The sequence below is a fragment of the Paenibacillus sp. CFBP 13594 genome (assembly GCF_014842675.1).
Classification (GTDB): domain Bacteria; phylum Bacillota; class Bacilli; order Paenibacillales; family Paenibacillaceae; genus Paenibacillus; species Paenibacillus amylolyticus_B.
The window spans coordinates 319,769-345,772 of the sequence record NZ_JACYVQ010000003.1; the positions used below are offsets into that span (position 1 = coordinate 319,769).

Below are 26,004 nucleotides of genomic sequence, written 5' to 3' on the forward strand. Positions count from 1 at the left end.
CAAAATAAGTCCACAACCCTGCTCATGGGTCATGGACTTATTTTTCATTTCAGAACGTTTTGGCAAAAGAGATCAGTGCTGTAATTGTAATAATGTTCAAGAGCGTAGAGATCAGCACTGTCTGGGCTGCAAAATCGGGTTCGTTATCGTATTCTTCCGCGAGAATGGATGCGTTGACACCGGTCGGCATACCCGAAGCGATAATGAGTGCCTGTGCAGCGATACCTTCCAACCCAAGCATTAGCACAATTGAAATCCCGATAGCCGGGCCAATCAGAAGTCGCAAAAATGTGCTAATATACACATCAAGACGGTATAGTTGAATTGGATATTTTACAATCTGTGCTCCGAGTGTCAGAAGCGCCACGGCAACCATACTTTGCTGCGCATAGGTCAGCGGCATGGACAGGAACGTAGGCAAGGGAACTTTCCACATGTGTAACAGAATCCCCAGCAAGAGCGCATATGGAACAGGCATTTTAAGAAAACCAATAATCACCGCACGGTAATTACCTTTGAGCTTCGCGCCCTGAATGGACAACACGCCATAGGTGAAAGTCAGTAATGCCTGCAAAGACATGACCAGTGCCTGAATGGAAGAGGCGAGTGGATCGCCGCGGAATACCAGTGCATTGATGGGCAGTCCATAGTTGCCTGCGTTATCCAGCATAATGCTGTTGTTGAAAGCAGCCTTCATGCCTTTATTCATCCGAAGCGAGCGCGCAAATACAGAACCTACAATATAGAGAATCAATACATATATCGCGTAAAAGAGTGTCACGGTCCCAAGCAGTTCGCCCGACATATCCGAGTGGTACATGCTCATAAAGACGGCTGCGGGGGTAATACAATAGAAATTGATTTTGGCGAGTGTGTACAAGTCCAGCTTGAACACCTTTTGCATCCAGGATCCGACGGCAATGAGGAGAAAGACGGGCAGGACGACTTCAAGCATGATGTCTGCAATCATTAGTTCAGCTTCCTTTTTCATGAAAATTTCATCCGATTTCGAAAATGCTTTGCTTATTATATCATTTTATACACAACCAGACGTGGAATAGGCTAAAAAAGATCAGGAGGTGTTGCATCATGATTCCAGATCATCTGGATGTTGGTTTATCGATATTGTTTATTGGCTTCAATCCTAGCATTACGTCTGGAGAGACGGGTCATCATTATGCGTACAAAGGAAACCGGTTCTGGCGCATTCTTGAACGATCGGGATTAACCCCGCGTTTATACGATGCACAGGAGGATGGAGAGTTGCTGAAGCTGGGATATGGATTCACGAATATTGTGGCCCGTCCCACCAGAGGTATGGAGGATATTACAAAGGAAGAGTACGCAGAAGGACGACAGATTTTACGGCAAAAGCTGGAGAAATACCGACCGGACATCGCTTGTTTTGTCGGAAAAGGTGTATACACCCAGTACAGCAAACGTGCCAAAGTGCAATGGGGATTCCAGGACGACCCGGTCGTCAAGGAAATTCAGGAGTTCGTCGCTCCGTCGTCCAGTGGGCTCGTGCGCATGTCGATGGATGAGATTGTGGCGATCTATTCACAGCTTGCTGATTTTGTTGAGGACAAGAGCAGGGAAAACTAAGAGGTAAGACAGCAGCAGTAATAGGCTACCACGAAACCTATAGAGAATGTGCAGCGACAATCACAGAATGTTGGTACGCAGAGTTCACCCTGTCGGCTTCGCCGATGAGGGCGAATTCTTTTTTTTGGATAAAGTGAGAGGTTTCGGGAACGGCTTCCGTCTATATAGTACAGAACCATGCATGGAAGCTGTAGAGAAGGGGGATTACATGACTCAACAGATACCGGAGGAGGAGCTTATTCAGCGCATTGTTGAAGGAGATAAGCAGTTGTTCTCCGTGCTTGTGGATCGATATAAAAATAAAGTCTACGGCATCATGCGCGGAATGGGCGCGAGTCATCCGGATGCACAGGATCTCGCTCAGGATACGTTTATTCGTATCTATCGTTATCTCCCGTCGCGGCGGGAGGGAAGCAGTTTCTCGTCGTGGGTGTACACCATTGCGGTGAATCGGATGCGGGATTTTATACGGGAAAAGAAACCCGTGATGATTGCGGTCGATCAGGGGATCGAAGCTGTCAGTAATGAAACACCGGAAAAACGTGTGCTGCATAAAGAGATGCAGCGTGAAATATACCGCCAGCTCGAACAATTACCTGAATCATATCGCCTGGTGTTATTACTAAAGTACACAAACGAGTTGAGCTATGAAGAGATTGCAGACATTACAGGCATGAGTTCAACCAAAGTGCGCAACGTCCTTTATCGCGGAAAAAAAACGCTGAGGAAGCAAATGGAACGCAAAGGAGGTTTAGCTACGTATGAAGCCTATTTCAAGGGATGAAGAGCGGTTGTGGGAAGAGCATCTGTATCGAGAGGAGCCGGATGCGGATTTTACGCTTAAGCTCATGCAGAAGCTGGATGGCGTGTCCATGGAAAGTGGCGAAGACGGAAGTCCATTCGTGAACAAATCCATGAGAGCGCATTGGATGCGCCGGACGGGGATCGCCGCAGCGGCAGTTGTGATGCTTGCCGGAGGGGCATGGTTTGCATTTGACCGTACTGCAGAGCCAGCGCAACCCGCAGTAAATGCTGTGGATCGTCTGCCATTGCCTAACATCCCTGTGCCTGAAGCATTGAAATATTCATATTTTGCAGATGATTACAAACGTCTTAAACCTCTTGGACTTGTCGTTAATCCGAACATCAATATTAATGACCAGGGCTATACGCTTAAAATTGAAGACGTGCTTGTAGACCGATCTCATATGGTAATGACCATGCAACAAACAACACCTGATGGATTAGGGTTATCACGGTTACTGTCTGAGATGGGGAGAATTCATGTTACGGATGAAGAGGGGCGACAGGTTGCTACTCTTGCAAGAGATACCAGAACTAAGGGTTCCGTAACTGAACGATTGTTATTCCAGTTTCATGATGAAATTCCGGATCAGGTGGTCGTGCGGGGTGAACTGCGTAATTTAAATGTGGGCAGATATTATGATTACGAGAAGAAATCCTACGAAGATAGAGATGTTACGGTGGATTGGAGCTTCCAATTCAATATCGATATGACCAAAGCCAAATCATTGGCTGTTGAAAATTCTATGGATAACACCTATACGACGCCAGAAGGACTAAAGCTTGATATGACACAGCTTGTACGCACGCCAAACGGAACCCGGCTTGACATGAATGTGAGTCTGGATGATAAGCTTCGTGCCAAAGTTAATGAGGATTGGGCGAACTATATGGGCATCATCTACCATCTTGAGATTCCTGAAACAAATGAATATCGAATTTTCAATGGAATAAGACCAGATGCCCGTCAAGCCAAGTTTCGACTCCAAGATCTGAGTGACTTAAGAAATGGTGGGCCGTTGAAGTTGTCGGAGACATGGGACCCTGCATTTGTTACGGTAGATGCGAAGAACATTCGCTTTGTTCTGGATGGTTACACCCTCCCGGTGAAGGAAGAGAAATCAGTGGAAGTTGATCTGGAGAAGAGGCGTAAGGACGCTAATTTTTATACTTTTGTACATTTTGAACAACTAGGAGATGAAATATTATTTTATGATTTTGATTACGAGCCACTGATGGAATCGTATGATCCTCCGAAGATTGATGTAAAGGAAGGGTATTCACTAGTTCTGAAGGGGAGTGGGACGTTCCGAAATGCTTTCATGGGTGATCGCTGGGTTGCAGTAGATTCGGATGGAAAAGAGTATCCTGTTGAAGTGAACGGTTATCCGGATCAACCTAATAATAACGGTGAATACGTTGAAGATGATCTGCAATTAAAAATTCGGGGGTTTAACGAAGAAAAGGGTACAAAATTCACTTTGAAAAGAACCGTAGTCAATAGAGAGTATCGCGATGTAAATTGGGAAGTGGATCTTCCGTCGTACAGTAGTCTGCCTTGGCTGAAATAACCACTAGTACAATTCTTAGACATGAAGTAAAAGAAGCTTCGAATGGATGATATAAGGATGGATGGATCAACAGATTTAAGTGTGAATGTAAAAGAAATATAAGGATATAAGCCTAATATACGAAAAGGCCCTGCATAATGGTATGCGGGGCCTCTTTCGTATGCACCAGATTTACCGGGAATGCGTGTACCTAACGAATTCATCTTCAGAAAAGAGCGGTTACCTTTTCCGAATTATGCCGATTCCCTTGGAATTAACGTAGTCGATAACATAACCGTTTCTTTCGGCGTTCCCGGGCGTTCGATCCGGCGTTGTAAAGCTTCAACGGCACGCTGTCCAAGCTCCTCTTTGCAGAGATTAACTGTGGTCAGGGGCGGGGAAGACGTAACGGCAGAATGTACATTGTCGATACCGATGACAAGGCAATCTTTAGGCGTGGAGATGCCCATCTCCTGTAGTTTGTGCATCCACTGCAAAGCAATATCATCATTAACACCGATCCAGGCATCGGGACGTTTGTCATCTGGCATGTTTTGAATGGTGGTAGCCAATTGGTTAACCCATTCGCCGTTCTCATACGGAATATTCCATTCTCTGAAGCTGGTCGTATGACTGGTGTCCACATGGAAATGATTCAAAGCCAACTCAATCCCGATCTTCCGCTGGGCGAAGCTGGCAGCACGACCATCATCTGTGATGAGACCGATCCGTCGGCAATTCATAGACATTAGATATCTAGCCACGGTGATGCCAGCTTCCAAATTATCATGGCTGATCGTATCACAATTCAGCAGGGGTTCCTGATGATCCACCAGAATAATAGGCCGACCCGTCTGAGAGAGGCGTTGCAGAACCGTATGAGGAAAAGCACCCATGACAATAATCCCGGCACATCGTTCCCAGTCCAAGTGAGGAGCAATAGCTTTTTCGGGAGAGGTGTTCTCGTCCATCACTCCGAGTGAGGGGGATACAATGGCATGATGCCAACCACGCTCATTACAGGCGGAGATCATACCTGACAGAACACGTTGCCAGTAGTGAGGTTCACCGCGGTTGAGCTGATTCATGCATATGAGAGCAAACGGTGGATCGGACGGGTCTGCATGGTTTGCAGTAGCAGGACTATTGCTAGCACCAGGAGTACTTTGGCGATATCCCAAAGCCCGAGCGAGTTCCAGTACCCGTGCGCGTGTCGCTTCACTGACACCCGTCTTGCCACTGAGTGCGCGGGAGACGGCATATTTGGATAATCCGAGCTGGTCAGCCAGCGTCTGAATGGATACTTTGCGTGACATATCATTACTCCTTCGTATGTAAGCGAACTGCATAAATCCATTGAGATGAACTCTAAGAATTGACGATCCTCTTCGGACACAGTACACTTACAAATAATAATGTTATTATAAATTATCATAACAAAAATAACAATAGAGTTAGCATCGCAGAGTCAATCTAAATCATTTCATATACTTCAATTCAAAGGAGACGAAATCCATGGAACAGTTCAGATTACCGAAAATCCCTATGCCGCATCTGGAATTGCCACAAGCTGTGCAGGATATTCTGACTGAGGCGGACGAGCGTTTGCAACATCGACCGAGATTGCTGAATCAGTTTCGCAATTGTTTTCCGAATACACTGGAAACGACCACGAAGCTGCTGGAGGATGGGACAACCTTTGTGATTACAGGGGATATTCCCGCCATGTGGTTAAGGGATTCCGTAGAGCAGGTCATGCATTATGTTCCGCTTGCGAAGGATGATGAGAAGTTGCAGCGTATTATCGGAGGCCTGATCAAACGGCATACGTTCTACGCTGATATGGATATCTATGCCAATGCGTTCAATGAAACGGCGAATGGTTGGCATTGGGATGCCAATGATGAGACGGAGATGTCACCGTGGGTGTGGGAACGGAAGTTTGAATTGGATTCCCTCTGTTTCTCCATGAAGCTGGCTTATACATATTGGCGGGAGACGGAACTTACGGATATATTCGATGAGCGCTTCAAGAAAGTGATGGAGAATATCGTACAACTATGGGAGACGGAGCAGCATCACGCAGAGCAATCACCTTACCGGTTCATGCGGCGCAATTGTCCTGCCCATGATACGCTGCGTAATGAAGGATTGGGTATGCCGGTGAATTATACGGGGATGATCTGGTCCGGATTTCGTCCGAGTGATGATGCCTGTGATTTTCATTATAATATTCCGGCGAACATGTTCGCTGCGGTAACCTTGCGCCAGATGGGGGAGATTGCGAAGTGGGTGTTCCGGGATGAGCAGCTGGTGAGTCAAATGGCTCGTTTGGAAGAAGAGATACGACACGGTATTTCTCTGTACGGTACTTACCGTCATCCAGAGTATGGACAGATATATGCCTATGAGACGGACGGTTACGGCAACTTTTGTCTGATGGATGATGCGGGCACACCTGGACTGATGTCCATCCCGTATATGGAGTATGCTTCGATTGAAGACAAGGTGTATCAGAACACACGTCGATTTATTCTGAGTAAGGAAAATCCGTTCTATTATGAAGGGAAGGTAGCCAAAGGAATAGGTAGCCCCCACACCCCTCCGGGATACATCTGGCACATGGCGTTATCCATGCAGGGCTTAACCGCAGACAATGACGAGGAGATTCTGGCGATGATTGAATTGCTGGAAAACACGGATGCGGGTACCGAATATATGCATGAGGGTTTCCACGCCGATGATCCAAACACGTTCACTAGACCATGGTTTGCTTGGTCCAATAGCCTCTTCTCACAACTGGTGTACAAGGCAATGAAAAAAGGAATTTTATAAAAGATACATTATAAAAAAAGAGTTCTTACTGCTCGAGAAGCAGCCGTTCCGGTTACGAATCGTTCTTTTGATCGCTGTTATCCCCGGATTTCCTGATCGACTTTTGTAAAGTCGAAATCCGGTGATAAAGGCGAACACTTCGTTTCTTCAGAATCGATTTCGTCCCCTACACTACTTCGTGTTTGTCAGAAACTTTTTTGTACCTTGTATAGGAGAGGGGAGTAGGTAAAAACAATAAAGCCCAAACTGCTGAACTTTGCAGTTTGGGCTTTGTTTAATTGAAAAACACAGGCGCTTTGTTATGTGTTTTTCAGTAGATCGGCGATGAAGACTTTCTGGCCTGTGCGGGCGCTTTCCAGGGAAGCGAGGACCATGGCCATGCTGAACTGGTTATCACTGCAATCCGTTTCAGGTAATCGGCCTGATTCCAGTGCAGCGAACATATCTTCGAGGCAGCCATGGTGACCTGTTTTGTCCATGACAGGCAGTTCCGCTTCAATTCGCTCACTTGGCTGGAAAAAGGATGGTTTGCCGTCAGCATCCAGGCTTTGCGCAGCAAGCACCTCAGCATAGATGTCATCATGACCATCCCAGATGGCGGTCCCTTTTTCACCGATTACGCGCCAGCTTGCTTCCCATGATGTGGGTACACCCTCCGCGCACCAGGAACCGCGATAGTTGAATACGGACCCGTCGGACATCTCAAATATACATAACGCCATCGCATTGCCCTGATACCAGGAACCTGGAGGATTGAACTCATGGCAATACACCGATAAAGGGTTGGCTCCGAGAATATATCGTGCCTGATCAAATGTATGTATAGCCATATCGAGCAGCAGCGGGCTATCCATCAGATCCCGGAATCCGCCAAAGTGTGGCCCGAGGAAGAAGTCAGCCCCTGCGTAACCTACCTGCCCTATAGCTCCGCCGGAAATGAGGTGCTGGTAGGCGCGGATACGCGGATCGAAACGGCGGTTCTGCATGACGGCTTGAATGTGTCCTGTACTGCGAGCGGTTTGCACAATATCTGTGCAGTCTGAGAAGGACTCTGCCAGTGGTTTTTCGCCAAATACATGACAACCTTCCTTCAGCGCTGTCATAGCAATGCCGTAATGACTCGACGGAATCGTGACATCGAATACGATATTCGCACCAGTCGCTTGAATGGCTTCACGGATATCGGTGAACGTAGGGCAGGTGAGCCCATGTCTTGTAGCAAAAGCAAGGGCTGTCTGTTCATACAGATCGACCAGTCCCACGATTTCTGTATCTGGCCTTTGCAAGGCATAATCCGCCCACGTGTTTGCCATGGCACCGCAGCCGGCGATAATTACCCGATAAGGATGAGTCATGTTCTCATCTCCTTCGCATGGATTGTGTTATACAGCTCGCATGGTTTCCTATACCGGATTGGGCACAAAATCGCCGCCGCGGCATTGTTTCAAATATCGCAATGCATGCACCTGTCCGGTCATTTCAAGTTCGTCTTTGTAGACGGGATCATGCCAGCCTTCAATATCAATCGTGCCCTGATAACCGTTCTGACGCAGAATGGTGATAATGTCTGCCCAGTTGTTATCCCCGAAGCCCGGGGTGCGGTGCCAGACAAATTCCCGTGGACCGTGTACGCCGTATTCCTTGACAATGTCCCAGGCAATCGTGGCATCTTTACCATGTACGTGGAAGACTTTGTGAGCCCATTTGCGCAGCTGTGGAATCGGATCGATCAGGCTGGACATTTGATGGCAAGGCTCCCACTCCAAACCAACATTTTCATCAGGGACAGCATCAAACATCATCTCCCAGGCCGTTGGGTTATGGGCAATGTTCCAGTCGCCTGTCTGCCAGGTTCCCCCCATATCACAGTTTTCAAAAGCAATCCGTACACCCCGGTCTGCTGCCCGGCGTGCCAGTTCACCAAATACTTCCTTGAACCGGGGGATGGACTCGTTAATGGGTTGGTCGGTTAATCGTCCGGTGAACCCGGAGACGATATCTGCACCAAAGAGCTGTGCATGATCGATCACTCGCTCCCAGCTCGCCAATGTATCGGCGTTGTCTCCGGCTCCGGTGAGCGGATTACCAAATACACTCACCGCGGAGATGACGATACCTTGTTCGTCCACGATTTCACGGACACGTTTGGCTGTCTCTGCCAGGTCCAGGTCGCCAGTTGTTTGCCAGAAGGTCAGGTTAAATGATTCGAAGCCGTGTTGCATGATCTGCGGGATAACGCGGACGGCGTCCTGCCCGCCTACAAGGGTACCGATGCGTAATGATTTATTCATGGTTGTATTTCACTCCAATATTGGCTTATAGTACTTCGTGACACATTCATTATAGCCGTGGATTAAAGGGATGGCTCTAAACAATCTTGTGTAATAATAGTCGGATCTTGTGAAGAGGGGGAAGAAGTCGTGCTGGATCTGAAAGCGCTTCACGAAAATACCCGAATTGACCATAAATCACATCCATTTCAGCTGTTCCAAAATCGGTGTTCAGATATGAAAGCGGAAGAATGTATTCTGTATCTGCATTGGCATGAACATTTTGAGCTGATTATTATGCGCAAGGGAAGTGCGCTTTTTCATATTGATAGCAAACCTTATGTGGTTCGAGCAGGTGAGGTCATTATCATTCCTGGAGGTACATTGCATGTCGGATATGCTCTGGATGACGAGGATGTGCATTATGATTCCGTTGTGGTCAACCGTGCACTGTTCCATGATTTCACTCATGATCCTGTGCATGAGCAATATGTCGCGCCGTATTTGGAAGGAAGGGTGAGGTTTCCGGTCAAACCGGCAGAGGAAAACAAAGCCTGCACAGGCTATTATTCTTTGCTGAATGAAGCTGTGGAGGAAATGGCGTTACAGCCCCCGGCTTATCAGCTGGTAGTGAAGTCCAAACTGCATGCTTTGTTCACCCTGCTTGCGCGAACCTTTATGCCACAGCAGTTGCCGGATCGATCAGTGGGATCGTATTTTCCCAATCGCGAACGTTTCAAACAGTTGATTGCACAGATTGAAGCGGACCCCACAGGTAAGATGTCTGTTACGGAAGCGGCAAGCCACGTGGGACTGAATGCGTATCACTTCTGCAAAATGTTCAAAAAGCTGACCGGACGTACCTTTGTTGAATACGTGAACGGGTGCAGAATGAGTGAGGCAGAGCAACTGCTGCAAGGCAGTAGTCTGACCATTACGGAGATCGCCGCCAGAGTCGGCTGTGACAACGCCAACTATTTTACGAAACTGTATAAGCAATACAAGGGGATGACTCCCTCCCAGTGGCGGTTGAAGAAAGAAGGTTGAGTCACAAAAATGCTCCGTTCATCGTCATGTATGCATCAAGCGGAAGGGATTGATATACATGATACAGAATCACAATAAGCCGATATGGGATGTTGTCATCGTGGGAGCAGGCATTGCCGGATTAACCGCCTCGATATATCTGGCACGGGCGGGCCAGACTGTACTGTTGCTCGACAAAGGAAAACATCCCGGAGGCCGGGCTATTTCGACTGAGATCGCAGCCGCACGCGTAAACTTGGGAGCCCATGCTCTCAGTAAGAGTGCGCTTCCCATTCTGAAAGAGGTAGGTGTAACACCTACCGGATCAGTACCAAAACCGCCAGGCACATTGGTGTTCGAAGGAACAAACAGCGGTTATAGGGCGATTCCTCTAGCACAGCTCTTGCTCGGATCGTTTTTGAAATGGGGGGAGAAGTGCCAGCTTCTCCGGTTCTACAGTTCTCTCCGAAAGGTAGATACATCCGTTTTGCATAACGTTAGTTTGCAGACTTACCTGGAAACCCTGGTTTCCAGTCCACGTGTACGTAGTGTCGTATTTGGGCTCGTACGTTTGAGCACCTATTGCGATGCTCCTGATCAGGTAAGTGCTGGCGCCGTCATTGAACAACTCAAACAGGACCAAGTGTTGTATATAGATGGAGGCTGGCAATTCCTCGTTAGTCGGCTGACAGAACAAGCTCAGCAGGCGGGTGTATCCATCCGCACAAGCTCGGTCGTACGAGAAATTGTCGGAGGTTATCCCCAAATGATGGTTTCCTTAAAAGATGGTTCACAGTTGACGACTCGCCACGTGATATCCACTGCCGGTCCAATGGATACGCTAGCTCTCCTCAATCCCGCTCTTACACCCATGGAAGTGGAAGCCTATAAAAAGTTAACTCCTGTTCGTGCCGCGTGTCTGGATCTTGTCGTAACGGGGATGCCTCAACCAAAGACGAAATTTGTTTTAGGCGCCGATTACCCGTTGTACTACTCCAACCATTCCGCCGCGGCTTCCTTATCAGAGAACCCGGCAAACGAGGTTGTGCATGTCATGAAGTATTTGTCGGCTTCAATCCATTCGGACCCCACGCAGGATGAACACGAGCTTAAGGGCTTTCTTGATTTCATTCAGCCGGCGTGGCGCGAGCACGTCGTTCAGCAGCGTTTCCTTCCGCGAATGCTTGTCTCGCATGGCATCGTTGCAGCGAATGGCGGCCTCCCGGGCAGGCCTGGACCTGCGGTCAAAGGAAGACCCGGACTCTATGTTGCTGGCGATTGGGTAGGAGCTGAGGGGATGTTGATTAACGCATCTTTAGCGAGCGCGAAAGAGGCTGCTCAAATGATAATAGCAGGTAGAGAAAAAGATAAGGAAGGGATGTATCATGGAGCTTGATGTGGTATACAGAACGTACAGACCTCTTCTTCTTTCCATCGCATATCGTATGTTAGGATCTGTCACTCATGCTGAGGATTTGGTGCAGGATGCATTTGTAACGGTACAACAGCAGGATATCCATAAGGAGGGTGGCCCTGTTCGTAACCTAAAAGCGTACTTATGCAAAATGGTTACGAACCGTTGTCTGGATTACTTGAAATCAACACGTAAAAAAAGAGAGGTATATATCGGGCCATGGCTGCCCGAACCTCTAGTGCAAGACTACATGGTTGCTCCAGGATCGGCTTCAGCAGCGGGGCAGGATCCACTCCAAACGATTGAACTGGAAGATACGATCTCGTACGCCTTTCTTGTCATGCTTGATCGGCTAACTCCGATTGAGCGCGCGGTATTTGTTCTACGAGAAGCCTTCGAATTTGATTATTGCGATATTGCAAACTTCGTGAACAAGACGGAGCTGGGATGCCGCAAGATTTACAGTCGTCTCAAACGTAAAATCCAAGACGAGCCGGAAGTCAAGTTGACCCCCAGCGCACAGTCCGAGCAGCTTGCACTTCGTTTCCTCCAGGCCACCTCTACTGGAGATATGGAAGAGCTCTTCAGAATGCTTTCGGACGATATCGTGCTGTATAGTGATGGTGGCGGTAAAGTCATGGCAGCAATTAAACCCGTTACATCAAGCCAGCGAGTTCTTGCGTTCATTCAAGGGCTTGTATCCAAAAGTGACAGCATGGGGGCTGTGCGGCTCGTCAAGATCAACGGACAACTTGGATTTGTATTAAGCAGCCCCTCCGAGGCATTCCCAACTGTTGTCAGTCTTGCGTTCAGAAACGACCGCGTTCAACGGATTTATCTCATGCGTAATCCAGATAAGCTGCGGCATTTGAATTTAGGGTAAGGTTTATTTGGGAGAGATGGCATTAGACAAACAAAACCCGGAGGATCGCCAATCTTTGGCGATCATCCGGGTTATTTTATTGGAGTGAGTTTGCAACATGCTTATTTCATAAATCTGGAGAACAATCTATTCGCCTTTTTGGAGAGATCGTCCATTTTGACATTGGCATGATCAAGCTGATTGTACCCCCATTTGATCGTCTGCAGCATGCGCGGAGATATGGGCGTTCCTTTAATCCGCGGATAGATGTTGTGATAAGCCCAGACGAGATGCTCCCAGCGATTGTCATTGCCGTCCTGAATATACTCGGATACGTCAATCACTTTCCCGCGTCCGTTCTGGAGAATTACATTTTTCAGATGAATGTCGCGAGGGTTTAGCCCACGGCTGCGAACGGCTTCTCGCGCTGCGTCCACATCGAGCATCACCTGCTCGGGGACGGGGATTCCCTTTTCCAAACATTCCAGCAACGTATCCCCGGGTTCGAAACTGATCACAAGCACATTCCGGCCGCTGCCATAATAGGTAGGGAAGTATGGGAGACCTTTGAGCTGCTCGTATACCTGTTTTTCATTTTCGAGTTTGTCCAAGGCATGATCCGAGTACATCTTGAAGGCATACTGCGGCAAGCCGTCATACGTAAATACAGCCGCATCCGTACCGGTGCCAATGCAATTCAATCCTTCTACATCGCCGATGATGTTCACGAGCTCATTCCGGTCGCTTCCGATGACTTGGATCTGTTGTAATGCTTCTTCCGCCTGGAACCAATCCGGTCGATTCATGGGTGGTGCCTCCTTTTAGGATATGCCTGTACAATTTTTTTTCATATAATCTTTTTCTAATTAGCTTGTCTGGGGTTCGTTAGATTCCGTAAAACCTCGTGATCCATGTGATAAGGTGTGTGAGATTCGTTTGCGCTGGGCCCGCACTGGCCCCGGGCTATACCCGTACTAGCATCCAGGTCCCGGATTCGCTGCCCTCTATAAAGTATATTAAGCGTTCTGCTCCGCAATTTCATCTTTTGGTGATGTTACTATATAAACGATACGGATCGAATCGGAAACGGTTGCGTCTAAAGAAAATAACGGAAGCGCGCTTGCGGCAATGTTTCCCTGGCTTTATACTGTGAGCATTAAGGGATCTCATGCAGGTCCGGCATACAGAAAGGCAGATTACTTATGGCACAATACCCGCAGTGGTCTTATTCGCAGTCGCGGGCGAGTATGTTCGATGAGTGCCTGCGAAAATATTATTATCATTATTACGGTGCCCATAACGGCTGGAAGACAGACTCTGCTGATGAGATGCAGGTTCGTCTGTACCGTTTGAAGCAGCTCAGCAATCTGTACCTTGTCTTCGGGGACCTCGCGCATCGGATGTGTGAGTCGGCGGTACGCAGCAGGGAAGAGGGCAAAGATAAACCGCGTGAACATTTCCTGGAACAGACGATACGCAAGCTGCTGAATCAGGCGTATGTGGAATCCATGGACGCGGATCAGTGGCGGCTTAACCCCAAGAATCGCACGATGCTGTCCGAGATCTATTACGGCGATGATACGTTGAATGACCGAGTCGCCACGATTAAGGAACGGGCTTCGGCCTGTGTCAGTAACCTGTACCAGACGCTTACATGGGAGGACTTGTCCCGGGCAAGTACGGACATTCTGGAGGTTGAGAAATGGGATACCATGATGCTGCACGATACGCGCGTTTATGTGAAGATGGACTTATTGTATCGGCGTAGTAACGGCAATATTGTCATTGTGGACTGGAAGACAGGCAAGGAAGATGACTTCTCGGATCAGCTAATGCTGTACGCATCCTATGTGAGAGAGCACTACCGGGTTCCTTTGGAGCAGATTGAGCTGCGAGTGGAGTACCTGTTAACCGGGAAGCACCGAGAGTTTACCGCAACGGAAGAGGATATACAGAAGGTAGAAGAGAACGTAGGGCGTTACATCGAGGAGATGCGATCCTGCGTGGAGGATGAGTATTATAACCGCCCCAAGGACGTCACCTACTTCACAGCGATGCCATCGCACCGGTCCTGCCGGGATTGTAACTTCCGCGAAGTATGCAGTGAGCGAGCAGTCTGAAGCGCCAAAACCGGAGGAACCTAAAGGCCTTATACCAACCAACAAGCTATTCTATATGTGAAAAAAATCAAGAAGCGCGAGCCGGGTACATCATCTGCCCGACTCGCGCTTCTATTGCGTTCCACAGGCCTGGCGACTATGCGCCGGGTGGAACGATCAGTTCAAGATTACTGGACGGCGGCGGCATTCTCCAGCGCCTGACCCGCAGGAACATAGGCATGCCCGAGATCCCGGGCAACCGCCTCATACGTGATGTGTCCATTCAGCGCATTGACCGCGCTGCGAATGGACGAACTGCCGCGAATCGCGGCGGCTGCACCGTGGTTGGCCAGCTGCAGCGCATAAGGCATGGTGGCGTTGGTCAGCGCCACCGTAGATGTACGCGGCACAGCGCCTGGCATGTTCGCCACCGCGTAATGCACGACACCATGTTTCACATAGGTCGGTTCATCATGGGTTGTGATATGATCAATGGTCTCAACGATCCCACCTTGATCAATCGCCACATCCACAATGACCGAGCCCGGTGCCATCGTCTTAACCACTTGCTCGCTGACAAGTGTTGGCGCCTTGGCGCCCGGAATCAGCACCGCACAAATCAACAGATCTGCCGCCGCAACAGCTGTTGCAATGTTGGACGGGCTGGATACCAGCGTGTGGATCTGATTGCCAAAGATATCATCCAACTGGCGCAGACGATTCAGATTCAGATCAAGGATGGTTACATCCGCTCCAAGGCCAATGGCAATTTTGGCTGCATTTGTTCCCACCGTTCCACCACCGATAATGACCACTTTCCCCCGACTGACACCGGGTACACCGGACAACAGAATACCCTTCCCACCTTCGGTCTTCTCCAGTAACTGTGCTCCGATCTGGGAGGCCATGCGGCCTGCAACTTCACTCATAGGGGTTAGCAGGGGGAGGGCGCTGTTGACCTCCAACGTCTCATACGCAATAGCCGTTACCCGACTTTTAATAAGGGCTTTGGCAAGCTCCGGTTCCGCTGCGAGGTGTAGGTAGGTGAACAGAATCAGTCCCGGACGAAAATATCCATATTCACTGGCAAGTGGTTCTTTCACCTTGATGATCATATCGGCTTCGGTCCACACGGACTTGGCATCAATCCGAATCTCGGCGCCCGCAGTTTGATATTCATGATCCGTGAATCCACTGCCGATCCCGGCGCCTTGTTCAATCAGTACCTGGTGACCGGCTCTGATGAAATCAGCAGCCCCGGCTGGAGTCATTGCTACACGATTCTCATTATTCTTGATTTCTTTGGGAATTCCGATTCTCATCACCATGCACCTCGTCCATTTATTGGTTGTTAGCTTATACTACAAGTTTATGACTTGAATAATCGTTTTGCACCTTACTTGATGTCTAATTTTTAGGAATTGAACTCAACATATTGTCGAAAAAGACTGTTCAGGACATTTGTCCATGGACTATAATGTAAGAAAAAATAACACGAAGAGGGATAGCCATTGCGAAATGACCGTGTGTTTACGATCAAAGATATCCTTGCACGTCCGGTATTTGGCCGAGCACGACTAGCGGCAGGGAAGGATGGAGTGAACCGTCAGGTTGGCTGGGTTCATGTATTGGAGATTACGAATGTATCTCCATTCGTAAGCCCCCATGATCTTATTTTATCCACTGGACTGTGGCTTCAATCGGAAGAAGGGCGTGAAGAGTATCTGCTCCAGCTCATTGGCAGTGAGGCAGCGGGGTTATGTGTGGAGTTTGGTACCAGCATATACGGGATCCCGGAAGAACTGATTGAACTGGCGGACAGACACCAGTTTCCGCTGATCGTATTTGAGCAACCGGTCCGTTTTGTCGAGATTACACAGGATATTCACTCTCTGCTCATTAATCATCAACATCAACTGCTGAAAAGTCTCGAAGCATACTCCCGTCAGCTTCAGCAACGAACATTACAGAGTACGGATATGTCTGCTGTGCTGAACCTGCTACATGAGTATGCCGCCAAACCGGTGGTGTACATTTCGTCCATGGAGCCGGGCAGTTTTGTGCCCGAACTTCTTCCGGAGATGGAACAGGCCATCTATACCTGGTATGAGCAGGAGGTAGAACATCTGGATTTGAATGATTCAGATACCGAATTATGGTTCCACATAGACGAAGAGAAGGCTCTGTTGTGTCATCCGGTCGTCTGTTTTGGCCAGGTATTTTCGGCTGTAGGCATGATTGTACATCCCGCAGCTCCAGTAGAATATCTCAAGCTGTTGCTCGATTATACGGCGAAGGCGGCGGCAGCGCTCACGCTTCGTTCCCAGTTTCTTGAGGAGAAGATGGTCCGCAATCAGAATGAACTGATCCAGGATCTGATGAATGGCAACATCCATCAGGAGGAACAGGCTCAGACTCGAATGGGGCTTCGTTTGCTGGTGAAGGGGCAGTACTGGTTTGCAGGAGGGGTCATCGAGATTGAGCATCGATTGAAGGGTACAGGCCGGGAGCGAATGGAAGCGAATCATCAGGATGTTCTTGTCCTGCTGCGTTCCCTGCTCAAGAAGAATAATCTGCCTAGCTTGATTATGCTGAAGAACAACCTGGTATATCTGTGCTGTGCGAAGGAAGCGGTAACGGCCGCTGCACGTCATCAACTGCTGCGATTACTGGAAGGGATTGCCCAGGATGTAAAACGGTTTGCCAATCGTAACTTGAAACAGGTTATGATTCATGTGGGATTTGGCAAGTTACGCAACCGTTTGACCAGCCTGCCGGAGAGCCTTCAGGAGGCCTACCAGGTGATCGAAGTTTCGAGATCGGTAGATTCGATGGAACATGTTCACTTTTACGAACGTATGGGTATATATCAAATGTTAAAGGCGTTACCCCAATCCTTCCTGCAACCCTTTGTCCAGGATCACCTGGGTATGTTGATTGAACATGACAAAACGCATCACCTGCGATTGGTAGAGACGTTAGATGCTTACCTGCAGAACTTTGGTTCCAAGCGGGATGCGGCCGCCCAGTTATTTATTCATCGGCAAACGTTGTACAACAGACTGGAGAAGCTGGAAGAACTGATGGGTCCAGGTTACATGGATCAAGGGAGAAGAATCTGTCTGGAGATGGCGCTGCTGGCGCACGCGATGATTGAGAATGGACAGTGGCAATCCTCTTGATGAGGTGAAAGGGATGCAGGACAGACTGTGCATCGATCTTACACTACCTTGAGCACAGTCTAGCAGTTTTTACTAATTCGCCGGGTATGTCGTAATGAAGCAGGCAGGCGTTGCAGAGTGGAAGTGGAGCGTCGGCCCCGAAAAAGCTTCGTTTGACCGGAGGAAGGTGCCAGTGATAATGAAGAAGGAGCAGCCAGCCGATACGGGGGTGACGACCGGTCGGGACGTCCTTCCTGTTCTGCTTCATTGTCCTCCATTGAAATGCCACTTTGGTGCAGCCATTCATTAAGTCGTTTGGGATTGATTCCAAGTTGTCCGCTCAGATTACAGATATCGAGGTTTATTCTCACACAAATCCGCCTTTCCTGGAATATCGGGCTGGTAGTAGGGAATGAAAGGGAAGCATGAATTCGAGATCAGTAAATGCTCATATGCATGTTGGCTGTGTTTGATCGGCGGAATGATTCATTACGTTGAGAAGAAGCGTGGAGGCGTCTATATACCGTGTTAAACGTTTCCATGTCCGCTGTTTTGAATATTTCCTATAAATTGGCTTTTAACAAGATTCTATCACTTCACATGCAATTGCGCGTCTCAATATAGTCTCAATTTTGTGAGAAAAAAAAGTATATTAAAAGTACCAGTATCTAGTACGGAGGACATATATGGGAAACAGTACTGAGGCTCAATACGACAAATATGTTGAGGATGGCAAACGTTTCATTGGTCGAACCAAGGAACTGACGACACTGGAGCGGTGGTTCAATCATCCGGAAGCCCCATTAACCATATTTTCAATTACGGGCATGGGAGGCATTGGTAAATCTTCCTTGCTTTCAGAGATGTTATCTGTCTCTCGGGATCGAGGTGCGACGGCAATCTGGATGGATGGTCGATCATGTGGGGCGACTCCTTCCGTTTTTATGGATTATTTGTCCTCTACATTAGGCTTGGAAACAATGGATAGTGAAGGATACCCGCGACCACTCAGCTTGCTGAAAGACACTTCGGTCGATAAACGATTGGTTCTGGCCGTGGATAATTATGAAGAACTCGCACTGCTGGAAAGTTGGTTCATGGAAGTCTTTATATCCAAACTTCCGTTAAGAGGCATACTTGTCATTCTTGCATCACGCCCGGAACTGGCATCCACCTGGCGGACACATCCCCGATTACATCAGAGGTTTATACAGATGCGGCTTCAACATTTCACAATTGATGAGATTACGGAATATATCACGGTGGCAGGCTTTCTGAATCAGGGGATGGCAGGTACCATTACGAGAATGACCGATGGACATCCGCTGGGACTGGCCCTTGCTGTAGAAGCTGCGGATCAGAGGAGGAATCTTCCACAGTCCGAATGGGCTGAACTGTCGCATATGATCAGTGCTCGATTATTATTGGAGCTTACGACGCCCCGTCTGCATCCCGTAGTGGAGGTACTGACACTGCTTGAGACAGCCAATCAGGAATTATTATCATCCGTATTGGATATGACCGTGACAAAAGAAGAGTATCATATGTTGAGACAGATGTCGTTTATCCGTTCCGGCCCGGATGGTCTTGCCCTGCATGATATGGCCAGGGTGCATCTGTTGCGGGATTTCCGTCAACGTGAGCCACATCGGTTGCAGAGCATGCGTATCAAAATTGCGAAGTTACTGAAACAGCTGCATGAACAGGCAGGGTGCCATGAGCGTCGGCAAATAGCCCGTAAAATGCTGTTGCTCTGTCAGGAATCGATGCTTCAACACCGTAAATACGCGGATGTGTCTCGTGATTCCTTGTTCTCGCCTCTTGAACCGATGAGAAGCGAGGACCTGCCAGTTTTACAGAGTTTGTTACAGCAATGGTGCGATTACAGCGTGGAACCATGGCAGGCATTATCCTATGGCCCCTTCCTGGATGAACTGGCACAACGTTATCCCGAAGGGATCGTATTGATGCGTGACAAGCTCGGCGAGACGATCGCCATGTTTATCACAGTACTTGTACATAGGGATAGCAGTGAGCTGCTCCTGAAATATTTTCCAAATGAGATACATGAATGCTTCACACCACAGGAGCTTGAGAGTGATCCGGATCAGAGTGATACGCACTTTGCTTTGCTGGCTGCGGCAAGAGATGACGTGCCGGGTTATACACGAGAAGAACTGGTAGGATACATGGCACTAGACCGACTGTCTCTGCTGGGTGATGGTGCGCGAGCCATGCTCGTTGCAACGAACCCTCACCTAAAACTATTTTTGCAAAGTATTGGATTCCGGATGCGAAGAACCCGCACTCGTGTCTGTGACAGATATGAAGACCAAGCGGACGTACTTGATTTGGATTTGCGTAGTGGACAATTCGGAGAGTGGGTCATGTCTCTGCTTGATCCGGAATCAACAGAGCATCGGATACAGCCGGAAACAACGGAATTGGATGGTGTAATCTGGACTGAACAGGATGTTCGCAAGATGTTGGGGGATCTTCGTTCCCCGGGAGAATTGCATGAATATGCTGGCAGGGTTAGAGGAGTAAAGGATGGAATCCAGTTACAGCTGTATGTCATGGATCTGTTGGAAGGCAGAGTACATGGCCTTTCTCCACAGGATCAGATGCTGTTATACGCGGCCTACTGGACGCATGCTGGCAATCCAACTGCCGCAGCCCAGACGTGTTCCATGAGTCGGGCGACATTCTATCGCCATATCAGAACAGCGCTGACTCGCTTGGCGCGGATTTTGTAGGGTTCTATTCATTCATATACTTATAATAAAGACAAGAAGAGGCTGGTCATAGACCAAGCCTCTTCATGCGATTATAGAGCGTTGCCCTGGAGATGCCAAGTTGCTTGGCGAGTGTTCGTTTGTTGCCACCTGCTGCTTTCAGATATTGAATTAGAAGTTGGGCCTCATGGGTGTCCAATTTTTGCTGGTAGGTAACACCGGAGACAAGTTCGGAATCATCGGAGTGATCTAATTCGTCCACATTTGCAACCGCTCGAGGTTCTTTTTCTGCTCTTGCTCCCACCGAATCCTGACGTTGCTGATTTTCGCTCTTGGCATGTGAATGAAATCCAGATGTCAGTTGAACTTCGGACTGTTCTTGCATCGTGAGGGAAGTGAGGGTATCAGGCAGATATTCCTGCTTCACCTCACCATCTGTCGTCAGAATGGTCAGGCGTTCGATCACATTTCGTAATTCACGTACATTGCCTGGCCAATCATATTGGAACAGCAACTTGAACACTTCAGGTGGAACCAACTCAATATGACGGTTATAGAGCAATGAGAATTCTTGAAGGAACGTCTGGGTTAATTCATATATATCTTCCTTGCGCATACGCAGAGGAGGGATGACAAGGTTAATGACATTCAGTCGATAGTAGAGATCTTCTCGGAATTGATTGCGGGCAATCATACGCAGTAGATTCTGGTTGGTCGCAGCGATAATCCGGCAGTCGGCCTGTTTCACTCGTGTTCCCCCCACAGGAAAGTAACTCTTCTCCTGTAACACCCGAAGCAGCTTCACTTGCAATTCCAATGGCATCTCACCGATCTCATCCAGAAAAAGAGTACCCCCTTCGGCAAGCTCAATCTTGCCCTTTTTCCCTTTGGGATCCGCTCCGGAAAATGCACCTTTCTCGTAGCCGAATAATTCACTTTCAAACAATGATGCAGGGATTGCCCCGCAGTTAATAGCGATGAACGGTGCAGTCTGCAATTCACGGAGATCATGAATGGCTTTGGCGAATAACTCCTTGCCTGTGCCGCTCTCCCCGAGAATAAGTACGGTTGCTGAGGTGGTACTGATCTTGCGAATGGTCTCCATGCACTGCTTGATGACCGGGCTGCTGCCCTTGATTCTGGCAAATGGATCTAATTCGGGACGTAGCCGAGCAACGGCTTTCTCCAGATGCTGGACTTTGGAGGTCATATGTAATAGTTCCTGATGTAGTCGGATTTCAGTTGTTATATCCACTTCGGCAGCAACTGCACCCACAATATGTCCATCCAGTTGGACCGGACGAGCATTAATCAGGGCGAAGAGGTCGGGCCGTGGCTGATGCTGTTTGCGATAGACCGTTTCGCCGGTATACAACGTCTTGAGAGATTGTAACCGATCTGGAGGGAAAAAGTCCGCTGCGGGTTGTCCAATGATGTCTTTTTTGCTGATCGAAAAAACATGCTCCGCGCCAGTTGTCCAGTAGGCCACTTTGGCATCTTCATTAATTAATGTCAGAGCTGAACCCGCTGTCTCCAGTGTGGTCTCAAAATAAGCTTCTATCAGGCGATGCGCATGCATCATGGCATGCAAAACATCGGATACGGCGATATATCCCAATAGGGGTCCATCATCCTGAATGAATAAATAAGAAGATGTGTCGAATAAGCAGAAGGCATCTATCAACGATGTTGAGGACGGTATGGTAAGTGTGGAGAGGTCTGTATCCAGAACATCCATATCCGTACGCAGTAAAGACATTAAATCTGGAAGTAAATGTTTCATCGATATCACCTCAGTTAGGGCATAACTTTCAGAACTGTACCTATTACAAGGAACTCTTATGATCTGAGTAGATGGAAATATTTGAGTGAGATAGTTATCCATATTATAGCTTTCAAAGTGAAGTGTGTATAGATTTTTTGACATGAATCATACATAAGACAATCGGAAATAGTGGTTAATTTTGTTTTTGTAATGCTGAACTACGCGGTGTTTTTCATCGTGGCAGGTGTACAGGCGAACCAATTCACCCTTTATCAAAACGGAGCCCATTCATTACGGAATCATTCACTGCATCGGCAGTTGATCTGCAGACCCTAGCAGGCGGAATACAGATCAATGCGAATGCCTCTATCCTAATGCTACAATTAGGTTAACTTTTGAATAATAAATGGGTGTGTCCAGAAAATTAGACATTTAAAATTGTGGTTCTCTCTCTTTTAATTAGTGGTTGACAGTCTTCGGACGTAAATCATGGGAAGTTCTTAACTTTTCCTTATCTCATGTATGACTTGGTTACAGCCTTGGTTTAAATGTATCTTGATGCTCTCTCAGGAATGCATCGAGCGAGCGCGGCACTCTGCCAAGCAAGCGTTGAACGGTATCCGTCGGCTTCTCTGGCACAACTGTAGACATCGTCTGAATTTCCACAACGTGGTCTGCAAGCCAAGGAGGCATCTGTCCATGTTCGATCAGATCCGTTCGAAGCTCCTCGGGTTTGAGGTTGAGGAATCCGATCGGTCGATTGAACAGGGTGGACATTTTATCTGCAATCTGTGCATAAGTGAATGCTTCGGAACCCGTCAGCGTATAGATGCGGTTCGCTGGTTTGGCTCTAGTCAGCACTTCTGTGGCAATATCTGCGATGTCTCGGCAATCAATGAAGTTGCATGGGGAATCTCCAATGCAGCCGAAGAATACATCTTGGGTTGTAATGGTTGGTGCGAGTCGGAGCAGATTTTGCATAAAAGCATAGGGCCGCAGCATCGTATATGTCATCCCGGATTTCACTAGAGCTTGCTCGATTTGTTCATGCCAGCCTGCTACAGCTACTGGTGAACGTTCGTCATATGCTGGGCTGGATATTTTGACGACATGCTCCACTCCTTCTTGCACAGCCATCTGAATAATGGATGTCTCTAGTTCCACTTGTTTAGGGTCGTTGGATAATGCTAGAAATAGTTGACTGGTACCCGCCAAAGCTCTGCGCATCGATTCGGAATCATTTGCATCGGCAGCACAGGTTTCAATCCCGGACAATGCCAAGTCCGCCATTTGTTGACGAAGCTTATCCGGCTTTCTACTTACTGCCCGTACGGGAATACCTCTTTCCAGCAAACGTCTCAAAAGTGCATTTCCAATCATGCCTGTTGCTCCAATAATAGTAATCATGTTTCAATCTCTCCTTATAATGAACTTGTTTATTTGGTAATGTAAGTTCGCCAGCGCCATGACATGATCGTACAAGCTATTGCACCGGACAATGGAAAATCGAACCCAATATGATCCAACCAAGCCCATGAAGAACTCGGGTTTACGATCTGCAATACATTAGAAATCCCCCATGCCGCCACAAAGCCAAACCCCGCGCCTGCAAGTGCCAAGCAACCCACCACAATGACTCGGGGTGCTTTCGTCACCCACCGTGTGCGGTTCTCACGGTTGCGAAGCCAGAGTCCGGCCCATAGAGCCATAAGCAGAGACGCCCCTCCAATCGTTGTTAAAGCTCGTAACTGAAGGACTTTATCAGCGGTAACGATTCCCCCGATGCTTGCCATGATGGCAGGAGACAAGTAGGCCGGGATTAATTCACGCCACAGCACAAAAGGTTTTTGGGGAGGATTAGCGGCTTGGTTTGGATAAGCTTCCTCGGAATGAACGGGGTCATTAAGGTTAACCATATCACTACTCCTTTTTTTGTATAGAAATCACTAATTTGCTTTCATCTATATATAATTAGGTACCTAACTATATGGGGTGAAAATGGGCTAGTTGAACTAGCCCGGTTCCCTTTCTTCGTTATGCTCCTAGGATTTTGGTTCGAAGAAGTCACGTGACTCATCTGTAAGTGCAGCAATACCTTGTGTAACACGCCCCAGCAGGTTGAGAAACACACTCCTTTCCTCGATCGTAAGTAATCCGACCATCGCTTCCAGTCTGGCAAAATGTTCCGCAGCCATATCCGTTAGCTTCTTTGCACCTTTGGCGGTCAAAATGACTGACTTCTGACGACCATCAACGGAACTCGTCCGACGAGCAACCAGTCCGTCTCGTTCTAAAATCTCGATTAGACCAGTTACAGTAGCACGGGTTACACCCAGATTTTCCGCCAGTTGGGAGGGCAGTTCTTCCCCTTCGTGATCTTCAAGATCTGCCAACAGACGATATCGACCTGTAGATAAACCGAATCTGGAGAAATGGATTTCCGCAGCATGCCCAAGTTTGGCTCCTGCTACCATCAGTCTGGATGCGACAAGCACGGCTTGTGCATCCACGTCTAATTGATAGCGATCAACCTGACGCTTCGTTTGTACTAACGAAGGGATGAGGTACATATCAGTTGTTGATTTGTTTTGATTGTCCATAAATATAGTATGGTACCTAACTATATAGTTGTCAACTTTTGTTTAGACCATTCTATCCAGAAGCCAGGGATATATGAAGAAGCTTTATTTTGTTGATTTGGTCGATTTTCAGAATTTGGAGCCATTTTATGACGGAATAACGTTACTGAGGTTCCTAGGTTGGATGCTCTGGTAAAGTGTTCTTACTGAAAAAACCATGTGCCCAGAAAAAAAGAGGCAACATGGTTTTCTTTTGTCTTTTTTCATATATTGATCCAGATGGAGAATAATTATCGGAACATATTCTTAACGACCATCCAGAGATTAGCCGGTTTTTCGGCCAAACGGCGGGTATAGTACGGATACCACATGGTGCCATAAGGTACGTAACAGCGAATGCGATAACCTTCTTTGGCGAGACGTTCCTGTTCGCTCATGCGCAGACCATATAACATCTGGAATTCAAAGGCATCCGGCGAGATTCCCCGATCCTTGGCGTATTGTTTCGTCCAGTTAATGATGTGATCATCATGCGAGGCAACCGCAGTGTATACACCCTGATCGAGGTGATTACGAATCATCGTTTTGAATTGATGAATGACTTCAGAAGTATTCTGATAGGCGACTGATCCGGGTTCTTTGTAAGCACCTTTAACCAGTCGAAGCCGGATGCCTTCCCGAATCATATCGCGTGTATCTTCTTCGGTGCGATGCAGGTAGGCTTGCAATACTGTGCCCGTATTGTGCAGTCCTTCCGAGTGCAGTCTTCGAACAATATCCAGCGTTGCTTGAGTAAATGGACTATCCTCCATATCAATTCGGACAAATAGATCATGCAATTTGGCTTGTGCGGCAACGGCCCGGATATTTCGATAGCCCTCTTCCGGGTCCAGTGCGAGGCCCATCTGGGTTGGTTTCAGTGAGACGTTGGAGTCTACACCTTCACGTGCGATGCCTTCTACCAGTCGTACATACTCATCCCTGTACAATGCCGCTTCGCTCAGGCGGGTGATGCCTTCGCCAAGATGATCGAGCGTAGCCATAATGCCTTTATTATTGAGTATGCGGATCTCTTCGAGAGCTTCTTCCAAGGTGTTTCCTGCAATAAATTTGCCTGCCAGCTTCTTACCATATCTAATGGACAGGTTCTCTACAGCTTTGTTGCCTGCCACGGTTAATAAGGTTTTGCGATATATTTCCGTTCCCACACTCATTTTCGTCTCCTCCTTCAGCATTGTGCATCCTTAATTCAAGCAAGAAACGTGCCAGATTTGGCGATGGTCTACTATTTTTCATGGA

22 protein-coding genes are annotated in these 26,004 nt (G+C 48.0%); 10 read left to right on the plus strand and 12 right to left on the minus strand.

Features of this window, described 5'->3' with window-relative positions:
• Positions 1-49 precede the first annotated feature (49 nt).
• A complete protein-coding gene (locus tag IFU39_RS12255) occupies positions 50-970 on the minus strand; it encodes an AEC family transporter (RefSeq protein ID WP_192133213.1) in 921 nt (306 codons plus the stop codon).
• A 119-nt stretch (positions 971-1,089) separates the two neighbouring features.
• Here IFU39_RS12255 and IFU39_RS12260 point away from each other — a divergent pair, with 119 nt between their 5' ends.
• The 3 genes from IFU39_RS12260 (at position 1,090) to IFU39_RS12270 (ending at position 3,980) form a co-directional block, all read left to right on the plus strand.
• Positions 1,090-1,605, plus strand: a complete 516-nt coding sequence (locus IFU39_RS12260; protein WP_192132907.1) for a mismatch-specific DNA-glycosylase — start codon at positions 1,090-1,092, stop codon at positions 1,603-1,605.
• 67 nt (positions 1,606-1,672) lie between these two features.
• A complete protein-coding gene (locus tag IFU39_RS12265; protein ID WP_244660962.1) occupies positions 1,673-2,389 on the plus strand; it encodes an RNA polymerase sigma factor in 717 nt (238 codons plus the stop codon).
• Entirely contained in the window at positions 2,367-3,980 is a 1,614-nt protein-coding gene (locus tag IFU39_RS12270) for a DUF4179 domain-containing protein (RefSeq protein ID WP_192132911.1), read from the plus strand. Before IFU39_RS12265 ends, IFU39_RS12270 begins: the two co-directional genes overlap by 23 nt.
• 233 nt (positions 3,981-4,213) lie before the next feature.
• On the opposite strand, the gene IFU39_RS12275 is transcribed toward IFU39_RS12270, so the two are convergent.
• Positions 4,214-5,275, minus strand: coding sequence for a LacI family DNA-binding transcriptional regulator (locus IFU39_RS12275; protein WP_192132913.1), 1,062 nt, complete (start codon positions 5,273-5,275; stop codon positions 4,214-4,216).
• Positions 5,276-5,474: 199 nt separating this feature from the next.
• On the opposite strand from IFU39_RS12275, the gene IFU39_RS12280 reads away from it, so the two are divergent.
• Positions 5,475-6,794 carry a glycoside hydrolase family 125 protein gene (locus IFU39_RS12280; RefSeq protein ID WP_192132915.1) on the plus strand — a complete coding sequence of 440 codons (1,320 nt, stop codon included), beginning with the start codon at positions 5,475-5,477 and terminating at the stop codon, positions 6,792-6,794.
• A 299-nt stretch (positions 6,795-7,093) separates the two neighbouring features.
• On the opposite strand, the gene IFU39_RS12285 is transcribed toward IFU39_RS12280, so the two are convergent.
• Both IFU39_RS12285 and IFU39_RS12290 read right to left on the minus strand, forming a co-directional pair.
• Entirely contained in the window at positions 7,094-8,149 is a 1,056-nt protein-coding gene (locus tag IFU39_RS12285; RefSeq protein ID WP_091015637.1) for a Gfo/Idh/MocA family protein, read from the minus strand.
• A 48-nt stretch (positions 8,150-8,197) separates the two neighbouring features.
• Positions 8,198-9,085: a sugar phosphate isomerase/epimerase family protein gene (locus tag IFU39_RS12290; protein WP_076214488.1), complete on the minus strand. Its 888-nt coding sequence runs from the start codon at positions 9,083-9,085 to the stop codon at positions 8,198-8,200.
• Between the two features lie 129 nt (positions 9,086-9,214).
• Between IFU39_RS12290 and IFU39_RS12295 the strand changes: the two genes are divergently transcribed.
• From IFU39_RS12295 to sigJ, 3 genes are read left to right on the plus strand one after another with little or no spacing between them, the layout of a single operon-like run.
• The gene (locus tag IFU39_RS12295) at positions 9,215-10,111 is read left to right on the plus strand and encodes an AraC family transcriptional regulator (protein ID WP_192132917.1); all 897 of its coding nucleotides are present in this window, start codon (positions 9,215-9,217) and stop codon (positions 10,109-10,111) included.
• Between the two features lie 58 nt (positions 10,112-10,169).
• Positions 10,170-11,486, plus strand: a complete 1,317-nt coding sequence (locus IFU39_RS12300) for a phytoene desaturase family protein (RefSeq protein ID WP_192132919.1) — start codon at positions 10,170-10,172, stop codon at positions 11,484-11,486.
• Positions 11,476-12,387, plus strand: a complete 912-nt coding sequence (gene sigJ / locus IFU39_RS12305) for an RNA polymerase sigma factor SigJ (RefSeq protein ID WP_192132921.1) — start codon at positions 11,476-11,478, stop codon at positions 12,385-12,387. The genes IFU39_RS12300 and sigJ overlap by 11 nt, the downstream gene beginning before the upstream one ends.
• Positions 12,388-12,488: 101 nt before the next feature.
• Here the strand turns inward: sigJ and IFU39_RS12310 are convergent, their stop codons facing one another.
• Entirely contained in the window at positions 12,489-13,172 is a 684-nt protein-coding gene (locus tag IFU39_RS12310; RefSeq protein ID WP_192132923.1) for a serine/threonine protein kinase, read from the minus strand.
• A gap of 396 nt (positions 13,173-13,568) precedes the next feature.
• Between IFU39_RS12310 and IFU39_RS12315 the strand changes: the two genes are divergently transcribed.
• Complete coding sequence (locus IFU39_RS12315) at positions 13,569-14,486, plus strand: PD-(D/E)XK nuclease family protein (RefSeq protein ID WP_192132925.1); 918 nt, start codon at positions 13,569-13,571, stop codon at positions 14,484-14,486.
• Positions 14,487-14,653: 167 nt separating this feature from the next.
• Here the strand turns inward: IFU39_RS12315 and ald are convergent, their stop codons facing one another.
• Entirely contained in the window at positions 14,654-15,787 is a 1,134-nt protein-coding gene (gene ald, locus IFU39_RS12320) for an alanine dehydrogenase (RefSeq protein WP_091015628.1), read from the minus strand.
• Positions 15,788-15,976: 189 nt separating this feature from the next.
• Between ald and IFU39_RS12325 the strand changes: the two genes are divergently transcribed.
• The gene (locus tag IFU39_RS12325) at positions 15,977-17,647 is read left to right on the plus strand and encodes a PucR family transcriptional regulator (RefSeq protein WP_192132927.1); all 1,671 of its coding nucleotides are present in this window, start codon (positions 15,977-15,979) and stop codon (positions 17,645-17,647) included.
• A 59-nt stretch (positions 17,648-17,706) separates the two neighbouring features.
• Here the strand turns inward: IFU39_RS12325 and IFU39_RS12330 are convergent, their stop codons facing one another.
• Positions 17,707-17,997 carry a hypothetical protein gene (locus tag IFU39_RS12330; RefSeq protein ID WP_143786504.1) on the minus strand — a complete coding sequence of 97 codons (291 nt, stop codon included), beginning with the start codon at positions 17,995-17,997 and terminating at the stop codon, positions 17,707-17,709.
• Between the two features lie 315 nt (positions 17,998-18,312).
• Here IFU39_RS12330 and IFU39_RS12335 point away from each other — a divergent pair, with 315 nt between their 5' ends.
• Positions 18,313-20,382 (plus strand): nSTAND1 domain-containing NTPase, encoded by a 2,070-nt coding sequence (locus tag IFU39_RS12335; RefSeq protein WP_192132929.1) that lies wholly within the window; start codon positions 18,313-18,315, stop codon positions 20,380-20,382.
• Between the two features lie 46 nt (positions 20,383-20,428).
• On the opposite strand, the gene IFU39_RS12340 is transcribed toward IFU39_RS12335, so the two are convergent.
• From IFU39_RS12340 to IFU39_RS12360, 5 genes are all read right to left on the minus strand, one after another.
• A complete protein-coding gene (locus tag IFU39_RS12340) occupies positions 20,429-22,144 on the minus strand; it encodes a sigma-54 interaction domain-containing protein (protein ID WP_105600828.1) in 1,716 nt (571 codons plus the stop codon).
• 513 nt (positions 22,145-22,657) lie between these two features.
• Positions 22,658-23,533: an SDR family oxidoreductase gene (locus IFU39_RS12345; RefSeq protein WP_091015619.1), complete on the minus strand. Its 876-nt coding sequence runs from the start codon at positions 23,531-23,533 to the stop codon at positions 22,658-22,660.
• Between the two features lie 29 nt (positions 23,534-23,562).
• A complete protein-coding gene (locus IFU39_RS12350; protein ID WP_105600826.1) occupies positions 23,563-24,042 on the minus strand; it encodes a hypothetical protein in 480 nt (159 codons plus the stop codon).
• Between the two features lie 126 nt (positions 24,043-24,168).
• Positions 24,169-24,726, minus strand: coding sequence for a MarR family winged helix-turn-helix transcriptional regulator (locus IFU39_RS12355; RefSeq protein ID WP_091015616.1), 558 nt, complete (start codon positions 24,724-24,726; stop codon positions 24,169-24,171).
• A 269-nt stretch (positions 24,727-24,995) separates the two neighbouring features.
• A complete protein-coding gene (locus IFU39_RS12360) occupies positions 24,996-25,919 on the minus strand; it encodes a proline dehydrogenase family protein (RefSeq protein WP_091015614.1) in 924 nt (307 codons plus the stop codon).
• Between the last annotated feature and the right edge of the window lie 85 nt (positions 25,920-26,004).